Origin of the sequence: Pseudomonas mendocina (genome assembly GCF_003008615.1) — a bacterium.
In the GTDB taxonomy this organism is placed as follows: Bacteria; Pseudomonadota; Gammaproteobacteria; order Pseudomonadales; family Pseudomonadaceae; genus Aquipseudomonas; species Aquipseudomonas mendocina_C.
This window is the reverse complement of the sequence record NZ_CP027657.1, coordinates 2,167,829-2,182,847: the sequence shown is the minus strand read 5'-3', so window position 1 is coordinate 2,182,847 and position 15,019 is coordinate 2,167,829. Positions and strand designations below refer to the sequence as shown.

14 protein-coding genes are annotated in these 15,019 nt (G+C 64.5%); 7 read left to right on the top strand and 7 right to left on the bottom strand.

Going from position 1 to position 15,019, the window contains the following annotated elements; translation table 11 throughout:
• Positions 1–119: 119 nt before the first annotated feature.
• From rsmB to def, 3 genes are read right to left on the bottom strand one after another with little or no spacing between them, the layout of a single operon-like run.
• Positions 120–1,418, bottom strand: a complete 1,299-nt coding sequence (rsmB, locus tag C7A17_RS10145) for a 16S rRNA (cytosine(967)-C(5))-methyltransferase RsmB (RefSeq protein ID WP_106737913.1) — start codon at positions 1,416–1,418, stop codon at positions 120–122.
• Positions 1,415–2,359: a methionyl-tRNA formyltransferase gene (gene fmt / locus C7A17_RS10140; protein WP_106737912.1), complete on the bottom strand. Its 945-nt coding sequence runs from the start codon at positions 2,357–2,359 to the stop codon at positions 1,415–1,417. Before fmt ends, rsmB begins: the two co-directional genes overlap by 4 nt.
• Before the next feature lie 52 nt (positions 2,360–2,411).
• Entirely contained in the window at positions 2,412–2,918 is a 507-nt protein-coding gene (gene def / locus C7A17_RS10135) for a peptide deformylase (RefSeq protein WP_106737911.1), read from the bottom strand.
• 152 nt (positions 2,919–3,070) lie between these two features.
• Here def and C7A17_RS10130 point away from each other — a divergent pair, with 152 nt between their 5' ends.
• The 3 genes from C7A17_RS10130 (at position 3,071) to tsaC (ending at position 5,963) form a co-directional block, all read left to right on the top strand.
• The gene (locus C7A17_RS10130) at positions 3,071–4,111 is read left to right on the top strand and encodes a LysM peptidoglycan-binding domain-containing protein (RefSeq protein WP_106737910.1); all 1,041 of its coding nucleotides are present in this window, start codon (positions 3,071–3,073) and stop codon (positions 4,109–4,111) included.
• Positions 4,112–4,192: 81 nt separating this feature from the next.
• Positions 4,193–5,296 (top strand): DNA-processing protein DprA, encoded by a 1,104-nt coding sequence (dprA, locus tag C7A17_RS10125; protein ID WP_106742854.1) that lies wholly within the window; start codon positions 4,193–4,195, stop codon positions 5,294–5,296.
• Between the two features lie 109 nt (positions 5,297–5,405).
• Positions 5,406–5,963: an L-threonylcarbamoyladenylate synthase type 1 TsaC gene (gene tsaC / locus C7A17_RS10120; RefSeq protein ID WP_106737909.1), complete on the top strand. Its 558-nt coding sequence runs from the start codon at positions 5,406–5,408 to the stop codon at positions 5,961–5,963.
• Positions 5,964–6,174: 211 nt separating this feature from the next.
• Here tsaC and C7A17_RS10115 read toward each other — a convergent pair whose 3' ends face one another.
• Positions 6,175–7,152 carry an NADPH:quinone reductase gene (locus tag C7A17_RS10115; protein WP_106737908.1) on the bottom strand — a complete coding sequence of 326 codons (978 nt, stop codon included), beginning with the start codon at positions 7,150–7,152 and terminating at the stop codon, positions 6,175–6,177.
• Between the two features lie 147 nt (positions 7,153–7,299).
• On the opposite strand from C7A17_RS10115, the gene hemF reads away from it, so the two are divergent.
• From hemF to C7A17_RS10100, 3 genes are all read left to right on the top strand, one after another.
• A complete protein-coding gene (gene hemF, locus C7A17_RS10110) occupies positions 7,300–8,214 on the top strand; it encodes an oxygen-dependent coproporphyrinogen oxidase (RefSeq protein WP_106742851.1) in 915 nt (304 codons plus the stop codon).
• 139 nt (positions 8,215–8,353) lie between these two features.
• Positions 8,354–9,175 carry a shikimate dehydrogenase gene (gene aroE / locus C7A17_RS10105; RefSeq protein ID WP_106737907.1) on the top strand — a complete coding sequence of 274 codons (822 nt, stop codon included), beginning with the start codon at positions 8,354–8,356 and terminating at the stop codon, positions 9,173–9,175.
• 5 nt (positions 9,176–9,180) lie between these two features.
• Complete coding sequence (locus C7A17_RS10100) at positions 9,181–9,528, top strand: DOPA 4,5-dioxygenase family protein (protein WP_106737906.1); 348 nt, start codon at positions 9,181–9,183, stop codon at positions 9,526–9,528.
• A 105-nt stretch (positions 9,529–9,633) separates the two neighbouring features.
• Here the strand turns inward: C7A17_RS10100 and C7A17_RS10095 are convergent, their stop codons facing one another.
• From C7A17_RS10095 to betC, 3 genes are all read right to left on the bottom strand, one after another.
• Positions 9,634–11,205 carry a SulP family inorganic anion transporter gene (locus tag C7A17_RS10095; RefSeq protein ID WP_106737905.1) on the bottom strand — a complete coding sequence of 524 codons (1,572 nt, stop codon included), beginning with the start codon at positions 11,203–11,205 and terminating at the stop codon, positions 9,634–9,636.
• A 48-nt stretch (positions 11,206–11,253) separates the two neighbouring features.
• On the bottom strand, positions 11,254–12,174 hold the full coding sequence (gene choX / locus C7A17_RS10090) for a choline ABC transporter substrate-binding protein (protein WP_106737904.1): 921 nt from the start codon (positions 12,172–12,174) through the stop codon (positions 11,254–11,256).
• 192 nt (positions 12,175–12,366) lie between these two features.
• A complete protein-coding gene (gene betC, locus C7A17_RS10080) occupies positions 12,367–13,875 on the bottom strand; it encodes a choline-sulfatase (RefSeq protein ID WP_106737903.1) in 1,509 nt (502 codons plus the stop codon).
• 113 nt (positions 13,876–13,988) lie between these two features.
• Here betC and C7A17_RS10075 point away from each other — a divergent pair, with 113 nt between their 5' ends.
• A complete protein-coding gene (locus C7A17_RS10075) occupies positions 13,989–14,909 on the top strand; it encodes a choline sulfate utilization transcriptional regulator (RefSeq protein WP_106737902.1) in 921 nt (306 codons plus the stop codon).
• The last annotated feature ends 110 nt before the right edge of the window (positions 14,910–15,019 follow it).

The window sequence follows — 15,019 nt, the reverse complement described above, 5'->3', positions numbered from 1 at the left end:
CTTACTGTCACTCCCGCGAAGGCGGGAGCCCAGGCGCTGTGGCTCTCTGGGTTCCCGTCCCCGACCAAGAGCGTTTCGAGGACAGGCTCTTCGCGGGAATGACGACTCTTTCAAAGTACCTATGGCATTTTGAGCAGCTTGGCATAGTAGAAGCCGTCGTGGCCGTCCAACTGTGGCAGCAGTTGGCGGCCGTGGGCTGGCTGCAGGCCGAACTCGCCAGCGATGGCGACTTCCTGAGCATCGGGAGTGCGGGCGAGGAACGCGGCGATGGTTTCGCTGTTTTCCGTCGGCAGTACCGAGCAGGTGGCATAGAGCAGGATGCCGCCGGGGGCCAGGGTCGGCCACAGCGCATTGAGCAGCTCGCCCTGTAGCTGTGCCAGGGCGGGAATGTCCTCGGGCTGGCGTGTCAGCTTGATGTCCGGGTGGCGGCGGATTACGCCGGTGGCCGAACAGGGTGCATCGAGCAGGATGCGTTGGAACGGCTGGCCATCCCACCAGGCGGCGGTATTGCGGCCATCGGCGGCGATCAGCGTGGCGTCGAGGCGCAGACGGTCGAGGTTTTCGCGCACCCGTGCCAGGCGTTTGGCCTCCAGATCGACGGCAACCACTTCACTCAACGCCGGCTCGACTTCCAGCAGGTGACAGGTCTTGCCGCCCGGTGCGGCGCAGGCGTCGAGCACGCGCTGGTCGGGCGCCAGTTCTAGCAGGTCGGCGGCCAGCTGTGCCGCTTCATCCTGCACGCTGACGCGGCCCTCCCTGAAGCCGGGCAGCGTGGTCACGTCGCAGGGTTGCAACAGGCGCACGCCGTCGCGGCTGTAGGTGCAGGGCACGGCCTCGAAGCCGGCGCTGCGCAGTTCGGCCAGGTACTCATCACGGCTGCCATGGCGGCGATTGACCCGCAGGATCAGCGGCGGATGCGCGTTGTTGGCGGCGCAGATGGCTTGCCAGTGCTCGGGCCAGAAGGCCTTGAGCTGTTTTTGCAGCCAGCGCGGGTGCGCGGTGTGCAGCACCGGATCGCGATCGAGTTCGGCGAAAATCGCTTCATGCTCGCGCTGAGCGCGGCGCAGCACGGCGTTGAGCAGGCCCTTGGCCCAGGGCTTCTTCAGTGCGCCGGCGCAGCCGACCGTTTCGCCGATGGCGGCGTGCTCGGGGATGCGGCTGTGCAGCAACTGGTAGAGGCCGATCAGCAGCAGCGCTTCCACGTCCTTGTCGGCGGTCTTGAAGGGTTTCTCCAGCAGCTTCTCGGCCAGCAGTTGCAGGCGCGGCTGCCAGCGTGCGGCGCCGAAGGCCAGATCCTGCGCCAGGGCGCGGTCGTGGTGCTCGACCTTGTCCAACTGCGGCGGCAGGCTACTGCCCAACGAGGCCTTGCCGGACAGCACGGCAGTCAGGGCGCGTGCGGCAGCCAGACGTGGATTCATTGACCGAGCACCAGGCCAGGCGCGAACTGCTCGCGGCGGCTGTTATAGAGGTCACTGAAGGCCAGCGGCTTGCCGCCGGGCAATTGCAGTCGGGTCAGGCGCAGCGCGCCTTCGCCACAGGCCACGGTCAGGCCGTTTTTGTCGGCGGCGAGAATACTGCCCGGGGCGCCCTCGCCTTCACCGATCTCGGCCGCATGCACCTTGAGTGCATCACTGCCCAGCGTGGTGTGGCAGATCGGCCAGGGGTGGAAGGCGCGCACCAGGCGCTCCAGTTCCACGGCCGGGCGGCTGAAGTCGAGGCGTGCCTCGTCCTTGTTCAGCTTGTGTGCATAGTTGGCCAGGGCATTGTCCTGCACTTCGCCCTTCAGCGTGCCGGCGGCCAGGCCCTCGATGGCCTGCAGTACCGCCTGCGGGCCGAGCTGGGCGAGGCGGTCGTGCAGGCTGCCGCCGGTGTCGCTGGCGCTGATCGGCGTGCTGACCTTGAGCAGCATCGGCCCGGTGTCGAGGCCGGCCTCCATCTGCATCACGGTGACGCCACTCTCGGCGTCGCCGGCTTGCACCGCGCGCTGGATCGGCGCGGCGCCACGCCAGCGAGGCAGCAAGGAGGCGTGACTGTTGATGCAGCCCAGGCGCGGGGTGTCGAGCACCACCTGCGGCAGGATCAGGCCGTAGGCGACCACCACCATCAGATCCGGCTGCAGTGCCGCCAGCTCGGCCTGAGCCTCTTCACTGCGCAGGCTGGCCGGCTGGTAGACCGGGATACCGTGCTCGACGGCGAGCTGCTTGACCGGGCTGGGCATCAGCTTCTGGCCACGGCCGGCCGGGCGATCCGGCTGGGTGTAGACGGCGATGATCTGGTGCGGGCTGGCCAGCAGGGCCTTGAGGTGCTCGGCGGCGAATTCCGGGGTGCCGGCAAAGACGATACGCAGTGAATCAGGCATGGGGGCTCGCTAAAGAAAAAGGCTTGCCGTGGCAAGCCTTCTGGATGGGGGCTCAAGCGCGCTGGCGATGCTGTTTTTCCAGCTTCTTCTTGATCCGGTCGCGCTTGAGGCTGGACAGGTAGTCGACGAACAGCTTGCCGTTGAGGTGATCGCACTCGTGCTGGATGCACACGGCCAGCAGGCCTTCGGCGATCAGCTCATAGGGCTGGCCATCGCGATCCAGCGCCTTGATCCTGACCTTCTGCGGGCGGTCGACGTTCTCGTAGAAGCCGGGCACCGACAGGCAACCTTCCTGGTACTGGTCCATCTCGTCGGTCAAAGACTCGAACTCGGGGTTGATGAACACCCGCGGCTCGGACTTGTCCTCGGACAGATCCATGACCACCACGCGTTTGTGCACGTTGACCTGCGTCGCGGCCAGGCCGATACCGGGTGCGTCGTACATGGTCTCGAACATGTCGTCGACCAGTTGACGGATGGAGTCGTCCACGACGTCCACCGGTTTGGCGATGGTACGCAGGCGTGGATCAGGAAATTCGAGGATATTCAGGATCGCCATATGCGTTTGTGATGCACTTGTGGAATAAAGTCAAAATCCGCTGCTAAGATGATGAACAGCATTGAAAAACGGCTTCACGCCGCGGATTCAGCGGGTTTGAACGCGGCGCTAGGGCGCTTCACGTGAAGGCACATAATAAAGGGATTCACCGCATGAGGAAATCACTACTCGCCCTGCTGCTCGTTGCAGCCGGCGGATTGGCCCAGACCGGAATGGCCCTGGCCGAAGTGCAGCTCAAGGACGGTCATCCGGACCGTTACACCGTGGTCAAGGGCGATACCCTCTGGGACATCTCCGGAAAATTCCTGCGCCAACCGTGGAAGTGGCCGGAAATCTGGCATGCCAACCCGCAGGTTTCCAATCCGCACCTGATCTATCCCGGTGACACCCTAAACCTCGTCTACATCGATGGTCAGCCGCGCCTGATGCTCAACCGTGGCGAGTCGCGCGGCACCATCAAGCTGTCACCACAGGTGCGCAGCACGCCGATGGCCGAGGCGATACCGACCATTCCGCTGGAGGCTATCAACAGTTTCCTGCTGAGCAACCGCATCGTCGACACCCCGGAAGACTTCAGTGGTAAGCCCTACGTCGTCGCCGGTAACGCTGAGCGCGTGGTCAGCGGTGCAGGGGATCGTGTCTATGCTCGTGGCCAGTTCGATGAGCAGCACCCGGTCTACGGCATCTTCCGTCAGGGCAAGACCTACACGGATCCGGATACCAAGGAATTCCTCGGTATCAATGCCGATGACATCGGTACCGGTGAAATCGTCGCTGAAGAAGGTGACATCGGTACGCTGGTGTTGAGTCGCTCGACCCAGGAAGTGCGTCTTGGCGACCGCTTGTTCCCCACCGAGGAGCGCGCGATCAACTCCACCTTCATGCCCAGCGAGCCGGCCAGTGAGATCAATGGTCTGATTCTCGATGTGCCGCGTGGTGTGACCCAGATCGGTCAGTTCGACGTAGTCACCCTGAACAAGGGCGCGCGCGATGGTCTGGAGATCGGCAACGTGCTGGCGGTGTACAAAACGGGTGAGACCGTACGTGATCGCGTCACGGGTGAAAGCGTAAAAATTCCGGATGAGCGTTCTGGTCTGCTGATGGTGTTCCGCACCTACGACAAGCTCAGCTATGGCCTGGTACTTGGCGCTACACGCCAACTGGCCGTGATGGACAAGGTTCGCAATCCGTAATACCCGATGAGCCCCGCAATCGCGGGGCTCATGCTTTCTGGTCGCCAGGATGGCGACGTCATCGATCAGGGACGAATCATCATGCCTATTCCTGCCTCGCTGTCTCCCGCCGAACTCGAAGCCCGCCTACGCCTGCATTTGCTGCCGGAATTGGGGCCGCGACGTTTCCGCAAGCTGCTCAGTGCTTTCGACAGTGCGTCGTCTGCTCTCAGTGCGCCAGCCAGCGCCTGGCGGGCTCTCGGGTTGCCAGCCGCTTGCGCCGAGCCCAGGCGCAGTGCGGAAATTCGCGAACGAGCGGCAGCGGCACTGCTGTGGCTGGAAGTGCCTGATCAACACCTGCTGATGTGGGATGACCCGCACTACCCGGGGTTGCTCGCTGAGCTGGCGGATGCGCCGCCACTGTTGTTCGTGGCGGGTGATCCGAGTGTGCTGGAGTTGCCGCAGCTGGCGATGGTCGGCAGTCGGCGTGCCTCGCAGCCTGGCCTGGATAACGCTCGCGCCTTTGCCCGCAGCCTGGCAGCCGGTGGTTTTGCGATCACCAGTGGCCTGGCCTTGGGAATCGACGGCGCCGCGCACCAAGGCGCCCTGGACGGGGGTGGCAGGACAGTGGCGGTGCTCGGTACGGGGTTGCAGTGCTTGTACCCCCGGCGACATGCCCGGTTGGCGGCGCAGATCGTCGAACGGGGCAGTGCTCTGGTTTCCGAGTTGCCGCTGGATTGTCCGCCTCAGGCGAGCAACTTTCCCCGGCGTAATCGAATCATCAGCGGTCTCTCGGTCGGCGTGCTGGTGGTCGAGGCCAGCCCTTCCAGCGGGTCTCTGATCACCGCACGACTGGCCGCCGAGCAAGGGCGCGAGGTGTATGCCATTCCCGGTTCGATCCACCACCCGGGAGCACGCGGTTGCCATCAACTGATTCGCGATGGTGCCACGCTGGTGGAGAGCATCGACCATATTCTCGAAGCGCTACAAGGCTGGCAGGCTCCGCGCATCAGCCTTGCTCCGGTTCGAGCCACCAGGGTCGAGCATCCGCTTCTGGCGCTGCTACATGCCGCACCGCACAGCACCGAAGCCCTGGTGCAGAGTAGTGGCTGGGCGCTGGCAGATGTGCTGGCGGCACTGACCGAACTGGAGCTGGATGGTTTGGTATGCAACGAGGCTGGGCGCTGGCTGGCGCGAAACCCCTAGCCGGATAAAGCCCGGCCGTTCATACCGGTCATCGCGCATCGCGTCCGGGCTACAGTCGCATGGCCGACTTGGATAGACTGCCGCCCATTCGTTCAGCGGGAGACAGTCGATGGCCAGCAATTGGCAGATACAGCAAACGGCGCGGGTGGTGCGTGAGGGGGGCGTGATCGCTTATCCGACCGAGGCGGTCTGGGGGCTGGGTTGTGACCCGTGGAACGAAGCTGCGGTGGATCGTCTGCTGGCGCTCAAGGAGCGACCGATGCACAAGGGACTGATCCTGGTCGCCGACGACATCGAGCAATTCGACTTTCTTCTCGATGACCTGCCCGAGGTCTGGCAGGAGCGTCTCGCCGGTAGTTGGCCTGGGCCGAATACCTGGCTGGTGCCGCATCAGAATCGTTTGCCCGAGTGGGTGACCGGTCAGCACGACACTGTTGCCCTGCGTGTCAGTGATCATCCGCTGGTACGTGCACTGTGCCGCTACACCGGGCCGTTGATCTCCACCTCGGCCAACCCGGCCGGCCGCCCTTCGGCACGTTCACGCCTGCGTGTGGAGCAGTACTTTCCGGGTGAGTTGGACAAAGTGCTGGTCGGTGCCCTGGGGGGGCGCAAGAACCCCAGCCTGATCCGCGACCTGCGCACGGGCGATGTGATCCGCCCTTCCTGACTGAATTACGCTCGCGCCGAAAAAGCTCGCGGCTAAAGCCCCTCCTACAGTCCGTACGCCTGTGGGAGGGGCTTTAGCCGCGAAGGTCTGGCCGATTTCTAGGGCAGCCTCGTAGCGCGTATACAATCCGGGAATAACCCCCGTGCTTGCGTTGTGCGCACCATCAAGACTGCACTCGCGGCAGGGGCGGTGCGCATGGCGCACCCTACCGTCATGGCAAGAGGATGGTCGAACCGGTGGTCTTGCGTGCGCTCATCGCATCCTGGGCGGCGGCGGCATCCTTGAGTGCATAGCGGTTGCTGATTTCCACCTGCAGTTTGCCGCTGGCGATCATCGCGAACAGTTCGTCGGCCATGGCTTGCAGGTTTTGCGGCGTGTTGGCGTAGCTGGCCAGGGTCGGCCTCGTGACGTACAGCGAGCCCTTCTGCGCAAGGATGCCCAGGTTGACCCCGGTGACCGCGCCGGAGGCATTGCCGAAGCTGACCAGCAGGCCGCGGGGCGCCACGCAGTCCAGCGAGGTTTCCCAGGTGTCCTTGCCGACGCCGTCATAGACCACCGGGCACTTGGCCCCGTCAGTCAGCTCCAGCACGCGCTGGACGACGTTCTCATGGCTGTAGTCGATGGTCGCCCAGGCACCCAGCTCCTTGGCAAGGGCAGCCTTTTTCGCCGAGCTGACGGTACCGATCAGTTTCACACCCAGGGCCTTGGCCCACTGGCAGGCGAACGAGCCAACGCCACCGGCAGCCGCATGGAAAAGAATGGTTTCGCCGCCCTTGAGCTCATAGGTCTGGCGCAGCAGATACTGCACGGTCAGGCCCTTGAGGATGACAGCGGCAGCTTCCTCGAAACTGATGCTGTCCGGCAGGTGCACCAGGTTGTCTGCCGACAACACATGCAGCTCACCGTAGGAGCCCAGCGGGCCGGTGGCGTAGGCCACACGGTCACCGACAGCGAAACGGGTGACTTCGCTGCCGACCGCCTCGACCACGCCGGCGGCTTCGGTGCCCAGGCTCGACGGCAGGGCTGGAGGCACGTAGAGGCCATTGCGGTAATAGGTGTCGATGAAGTTCAGGCCGATGGCCTTGTTGGCGACTCGTACCTCGCGCGGGCCTGGAGCTGCCGGCTGGTAGTCACGGTACTCCAGCACTTCGCTGCCGCCGTGCTGGCTGAACTGAATACGCTTGGCCATCTCGGATTCCTTATTTGGTCGGAGCCGCTGCATGCGGCGAAAGGGTCTATCCAATCGTCCTGATTGACCGACGTCAACTGCGGATGTGCCTGGGTGAATGCTATGCTGCCCGCCGATTTCGACCCGCTCTCTGTTCAAGGTGCCGCCGTGACTGACCGTACCGAGGCCGTGAAGGCCTACCTGCTCGACCTGCAAGATCGCATCTGCTCCGCCCTGCAAGCCGAAGACGGCCAGGCCGTTTTCGCCGAGGACGCCTGGCAGCGTCCAGCCGGTGGTGGCGGTCGTACGCGGGTGATCGAGAACGGCGCGCTGATCGAAAAAGGCGGGGTGAATTTCTCTCACGTGTTCGGCGACAGCCTGCCGCCCTCGGCCAGCGCTCATCGTCCCGAGCTGGCCGGTCGTGGCTTCCAGGCCCTGGGTGTGTCGCTGGTGATCCACCCGGAAAACCCCTACGTGCCCACCTCGCACGCCAACGTGCGCTTCTTCAGCGCGGAGAAGGAAGGCGAGGAACCTGTGTGGTGGTTCGGCGGTGGCTTCGACCTGACGCCCTACTACGCCAACGAAGAAGATTGCGTGTACTGGCACCAGGTCGCCCGCGATGCGTGCGAGCCGTTCGGCGCCGAGGTCTATCCGAAGTTCAAGGCCTGGTGCGACCGCTACTTCCACCTCAAGCATCGCGGCGAGCCGCGCGGTATTGGCGGACTGTTCTTCGATGACCTCAATGAGTGGGATTTCGACACCTGCTTCGCCTTCATTCGCGCCATCGGTGATGCCTACATTCAGGCCTATCTGCCCATCGTCCAGCGCCGTAAGCTGACGCCGTTCGGCGAGCGTGAGCGCGAGTTCCAGGCCTTTCGTCGCGGCCGCTACGTCGAGTTCAACCTGGTGTTCGACCGTGGCACCCTGTTCGGCCTGCAGTCGGGCGGGCGCACCGAGTCGATCCTCATGTCGCTGCCGCCGCACGTGCGTTGGGGTTACGACTGGAAGCCGGAGCCGGGTAGCGAGGAAGCGCGTCTGACCGAGTATTTCCTGACCGATCGCGACTGGCTCGTGCAGGCATAATCTGGGTAGGGTGCGCCGTGCGCACCAAACACCATCCGGTGCGCATAGCGCACCCTAACGAGTTCTGTAGCCCGGATGAAATCCGGGAGTCCCTTCGCCCGTTCCCGGATTGTATCCGGCTACCACCGCCAGGAATTCTATGGATCGCTACTGCGTCTTCGGCAACCCCATCGGTCACAGCAAATCGCCGCAGATTCATCGTCTGTTCGCCGAGCAGACCGGCCAGGTGCTCGACTATCAGGCACGCCTGGCGCCGCTGGACGATTTCACCGCCAATGCCCGTGCCTTCTTCACCGAAGGCCTGGGCGGCAATGTCACCGTGCCGTTCAAGGAAGAGGCTTTTCGCCTTTGCGACGAGCTCACCGAGCGCGCGCGCCGCGCCGGCGCGGTGAACACGCTGAAGAAGCTCGAAGGCGGTCGCCTGTTAGGTGACAACACCGACGGTGCTGGGCTGACCCGTGATCTGCAGGACAACGCCGGCTTCGCCCTGGCCGGCAAACGCATTCTTATCCTCGGTGCGGGTGGCGCGGTGCGCGGTGTGCTCGAGCCTTTTCTGGCGCAGCGCCCGGCGGTGCTGGTAATCGCCAACCGCACGGTGGCCAAGGCCGAGCAACTGGTACGCGAATTCGCCGATCTTGGCCCACTGGTCGCTGCCGGTTTCGACTGGATCGACGCCCCGGTGGATCTGATCGTCAACGGCACCTCGGCCAGCCTCGGCGGTGACCTGCCACCCATTGCCCCGAGCCTGATCCAGCCTGGCCACACCGTTTGCTACGACATGATGTACAGCCGCGAAGCGACCGCCTTCAATCGCTGGGCCGCCGAGCACGGTGCGGCGCGTTGCCTCGATGGCCTCGGCATGCTGGTCGGGCAGGCTGCCGAGGCCTTCGCATTGTGGCGCGGCGTGCGTCCGGACACCGCGCCGGTACTGGCCGAGCTGCGCCGTCAACTGGCGGGCTGAGCGTGATGAGTGACGAGGAGCTGCTGCGGATCAAGGGCTACCACGCTCACGTCTATTTCGACGCCGCCACCCTCGAGCAGGCCCGCATATTGTGCGAGGAGGCTGCACGGCGTTTTCCGCTGAAGATGGGGCGAATGCATCAACGTCCGGTTGGCCCGCACCCGGACTGGAGCTGCCAACTAGCTTTCCGCCCTGAGCTGTTCGGTGAACTGGTGCCCTGGCTGATGCAGCGGCGCGACGGTCTCAATGTGCTGGTGCACCCGATCACCGACGATGAGCTGCGCGATCATCGTGACTGGCCGCTGTGGCTCGGCCAGGTGCGTCCGCTGGATCTGAGCACGCTCACCCCGTAATTGGCGGTGCCATCGGTGCGCATGGCGCACCCTACGGTAGAGCTCATAGGTGGCGTGTAGGGTGCGCCGCGCGCACCGGGTCGGCGCGATGTCAGAGCACATTGCTCACTCCTCGAAGCGCAACGGGCAGCCGGCGCGGCCTTCCAGCTTGAGGATTTCCTCCACCACCTGCGGGCGTGCCTGGCGCAGCACCAGGTGGCGTTGCAGCACCTGCAGGCGACGCGCCTCCTGGTGCAGCATCTCCACCCCGGCGTAGTCGATGAAGTTGATATGCCGGGCGTCGATCACCAGACGCGGTGCATGGCTGTTCTGCAGCAGTTGCTGGATGTACTGGCAGGCGCCGAAGAAGATCGAGCCCTCGATACGCAGCACCTCGTCATCGCCGTCCTGCCACAGGCGCACGCGCGGCTGCGAGGTGCGCTTGAGGTAGAAGAACAGCGAGGCCAGCACGCCGGCGTAGATCGCCGTCTGCAGCTCCAGCAGCAGGGTGGCGGCGAAGGTCAGCAGCATCACCACGAACTCGGCGTGGCTGACCCGGCGCAACGCGCGAATCGCCGCTAGATCCACCAGACCCCAGCAGATCAGCAGGATACCGGCGGCCATCACCGGCAGCGGGATATGTGCCAGCAGCGACGCGCCGAACAGGGCGAACAGCGCCACCAGCAGCGCGGAGAAAACCCCGGCCAGTGGCGTGCGCGCCCCCGCCTGCAGATTCAACGCCGAGCGGGTGAAGGAGCCGGCCGATAGCGAACCGCAGAACCAAGGCCCGAGTATGTTCGACAGGCCCTGAGCGCGCACTTCCTGATTGGCATCGAGGAACTGGTGCGACTTCACCGCCAGGGCGCGAGCGATGGACAGGCTGGTGACCAGCCCGAGCATGCCGCAGGCCACTGCCGATGGCAGCAGTTGCAGCACCGCGTTGAGGTTGAAATCGAGCACTGCGAAGGGCGGCAGGCTACCGGCGAAGGACGCAACCAGGGCGATCTCGCCGCTGTAGCGTGCCGGCAGCAACGCCACCAGTAGGCTGCCGAGCAGCAAGCCGAGGAGCAACGCCGGTGCCCGTGGCCAGAGTCGGCGTATCGCCAGGCTCAGCAGCAGGGTGATGCCCGCCACGGTCAGGCTTGGCCAATGCACCTCGGGCAGGTGCTGGCTGATCTGCAGCAGGCTTGCCAGCGCCGTCGCCTGGCTTGGCAACTCGACGCCGAGCAGGTTGGGCACCTGGCCGATGGCGATTACCAGCGCGGCGCCGAGGGTGAAACCGAGCACCACCGACTGTGAGACGAAATTCACCAGCGCACCGAAACGCAGCAGACCGAGCAGCCACTGGAACAGCCCTGCGAGAAAGGTCAGCTGCAGGATCAGGGCGATGAAGTGCTCGCTGCCCGCCGTGGCCATGGGGCTGACGCTGGTGAACAGGACGATGGAGATGGCCGCCGTCGGCCCGCAGATCAGGTGCCAGGACGAGCCCCACAGGCAGGCGATGAGCACCGGCACGATGGCGGCGTAGAGACCGTACTCGGCTGGTAGGCCAGCGATCAGCGCATAGGCCAGCGATTGCGGCAGTGCCAGGATGGCGCCGGTCAGGCCCGCCAGCGCGTCGTTGCCGAGGGTGCGACAGTCGACGCCTGGTAGCCAGCGCAGAAACGGCAGCAGCGCCTGTTTGTCAGGTAGCGGCATGGCGAAACTCGCACGGGCAACCGCTGGCTGCCCGTGATCGGGAGGGCGTTACAGACGGGTCTTCACGGCAGCCAGACCCTCGCCGCCATCGCGGGTGGTGACGCCGTCCAGCCAGCCATCGAGCACCTGCGGGTTGGCTGTGATCCAGGCCTTTATCGCGGCGTCGTTGCTGACTTCCTTGCTCAGCACCTGATCCATGATGGCGTTCTCCATGTCCTGGGTGAACTTGAGGTTGGCGAGCAGCTTGCCGACGTTCGGGCACTGCGCGGCATAGCCCTTGCGCGCCAGGGTGTTGACCTGTCCGCTGTCGCCGAAATATTTCTCGCCACCCTTGAGGTACTTCATGTCGTACTGCACGTTCATCGGGTGCGGTGTCCAGCCGAGGAACACCACGTACTGATCGCGGCGCACCGCGCGGCCGACCTGCACCAGCATCGCCTGTTCGCTGGATTCCACCAGTTGCCAGTCGCCCAGGCCGAACTCATCGCCAGCGATCATCTGCTTGATCGACTCGTTGGCCGGCGAGCCGGAAGCGATGCCATAGAGCTTCTTGCCGAACTTGTCGGCGTGCTTGTCGAGGTCGGCGAAGGTCTTCACTCCAGCCTCATAGGCATAGGTCGGCACGGCCAGGGTGTACTCGGTGCCTTCGAGGTTCTGCGCCAGCTTGTCGACCTCGCCGCTGGCGACGAACTTGTCGTAGTTGCTCTGTTGCGCCGGCATCCAGTTGCCGAGGAAGACGTCGATCTGCCCCTTCTGCAGCCCGGCGAAAATGATCGGCACCGCCAGGGTCTGGCTCTGGGTCTGATAGCCGAGGCCTTCGAGCAGGAAGCGGGCGATGCCGTTGGTCACGGCAATGTCGCTCCAGCCCGGGTCACCCAGCTTGACCGTGCCGCAGGCGGCGTCTTCGGCCCAGACATTGCCGGCGCTGGTGAGCGCTGCGGCGAGTAGTAGCACGCTGAATCGGTTCATGGCGTCTCTCCTTTTTTCTTCTGTGTGGGCACCTCTAAAAACGTAGGCGAGGCAGCCAGCGCAAGGCAAAAACAGGCGAAAAAGCGCAGTTTACGAGTTGTAAATGAGCATTTTGAGCCTGTTTTTAACGCAGTGATGGCAACGCAGGTAGTTTTTATAGGTGTCCTTTTGGGGGCGGCAGTAGGCAAAGATTCATACCTGGGGAAAACGGGCGCGGCGCTCCAGATCGTCGAGGTCGATGTGGTTGCGCATGTATTGCTGGCTGGCATCGACCCAGGGCTGGTGATCCCAACTGGTCAGCTTGCCCTGGCTTAGCGCCTCGGCCACCAGACGGCGGCGACGCTGGCTGGCGAGGGTGGCGGCGTGGATGGTCGGGATGTCCCAGCGCTCGCATGCTTCGGCGACGAAACCGGCGAGGATGCCGCGATGCTCGCTGGACTCGGCCAGGTTCTGACGTTCGAACGGGTCGCTGTCCAGATCGAACAGCAGCAGTGGATCCTGATTGGAGTAGATGAACTTCCACGGGCCGCGGCGAATCATCATCAGTGGGCTGACGGTGCCCTCGGCCATGTATTCGCCGAGCACTTCATCGTGGCCGCCCTTGCCTTGCAGATGTGGCAGCAGCGAGTGGCCCTCCAGTTCCAGGTCATCGTCGATCTGGCCGCCGGCCAGTTCTACCAGGGTCGGCAAGAGATCGAGGGTCGAAACCGACTGGCTCACCCGGTGCGCGGCGAAGCGTTTCGGCGCATGTACCAGCAGCGGCACGCGGGCGGACATCTCGAACCAGTGCATCTTGTACCAGAGGCCGCGCTCACCCAGCATGTCGCCGTGGTCGCCGGAGAAGACGATCAGGGTGTCCTCGGCCAGGCCGCATTCCTCCAGGGTCTTCAGCAGCTTGCCGATGTTGTCGTCGATATAGCTGCAGGCGCCGAAGTAGGCGCGGCGGGCTTCGCGGATCTTGTCCTCGGGCAACGGCTTGTCCCACAGGTCGATGACCTTGAGCAGGCGCTGCGAGTGCGGATCCTGCTCGGCCTGGTCGATGTGCTGGCGCGGCATGGGAATGTCCACGCCCTCGTAGCGATCCCAGTATTCGCACGGGATGGTGTAGGGGTCGTGCGGGTGGGTCATCGATACAGTCAGGCAGAACGGCTGATCCGGACTCATGCGCACGTGGTCGTAGAGGTACTGACGGGCCTTGAACACCACCTCTTCGTCGAAATCCAGCTGGTTGCTGCGCACGCACGGGCCGGCCTGCAGCACCGAGGACATGTTGTGGTACCAGCTGGCGCGCACGTCCGGCTCGTCCCAGTTCACCGCCCAACCGTAGTCGGCCGGGTAGATGTCGCTGGTCAGACGCTCCTCGTAGCCGTGCAACTGATCCGGGCCGCAGAAGTGCATCTTGCCCGACAGTGCGGTGCGGTAGCCGAGGCGGCGCAGGTAGTGGGCGTAGGTGGGTACGTCGGCGGGAAAATCGGCGGCGTTGTCGTAGGCACCGATCTTCGATGGCAGGCGGCCGCTGACCAGGGTGAAGCGCGATGGCGCACAGAGCGGGCTGTTGCAGTAGGCTGAGTCGAACACCACGGCCTGCTCGGCCAGCTTCATCAGGTTGGGCATCTGCACCGGCGAGGCAGCATCGTGCAGCGGCAGGATCGGCGCGGCCATCTGGTCGGCCATGATGAAGAGGATGTTCGGGCGCTTCATGGTGGCGGGTATTCCATACTGTTGGTTTATGCGACAGTGCTGGCACCATGATTCCGGTAGAACGGCAGCAGGGTAAACCCGGCTGCGACACATGCCTCGGATAAGCAGAGCTTATGTTTAAAGCCATCGATGGGCTGTCGCTCGACGCATTGCGGGTGTTCGAGTCGGCGGCGCGCCAGCTCAGTTTCACCGCCGCCGCCAGCGAGCTGGGCAGCAGCCAGCCGGCCATCAGCCAGCAGATCAAGCGCCTGGAACAACAACTGGCGACGCGCCTGTTCGACCGCGTCTATCGCGGCATCGTCCTGACCGAGGCCGGCGAGCTGCTGCTGAGCCATGTGCAGGAGGGCTTGGCCAGCCTCGACGCCGGGCTCGTCGCGGTCACCGCGCGGCAGCAGCATGAGGTGCTGCAGGTGGCCACCGACTTCGCTTTCGCCGCCTACTGGCTGATGCCGCGTCTGCAGCGCTTCAATCGCCTGTACCCGGAAGTGGACGTCAGTCTGATCACCAGCGAGCGCGATACGGCCACGCTGTCCAGCGAGATCGATGTGGCGATCCACTTCGGTGACGGCCGCTTCAAGCACGGCGAAGCGCACCTGCTGTTTCGCGAGGAGGTGTTCCCGGTGTGCAGCCCGCGCCTGCTCGGCGAGCGCCAGCCGCCGCTGCCGAGCGCTGTGCTGACCGAGCTGCCGCTGTTGCACCTGCGCCCGGAGCACCGCTCGCGCTGGTTCGACTGGGAGGGCTTGTTCCGCGCCCTCGGCATCGCCAGCCTGCCGACACCCGGCGCGCTGCGCTTCGACAACTACACCCTGCTGATCCAGGCGGCCATCGCCGGGCAAGGCGTGGCCATCGGCTGGCGCCATCTGGTGGATGAACTTCTCGCGCAGGGGCTGCTCTGTCGTCTGGGTGACGCCGAAGCGCACTCGGCGCTTGGCTATTACCTGGTACTGCCCGAGCGTAAGCGTCGCCAGCGCCTGACCGAGCGTTTCGTCGACTGGTTGCAGGCTGAGCTGGATTCGCCAGCAGCAACCGTTTGACCGGGCCATACTGCAATAGCCAAGCGTGATCCCTATACTGGTCGCCGCCGCTCTAGCCGGTCTTTTTTCATCACCTGCCAGCGGCTCCCACACTCCAACCGGTGAAGTGA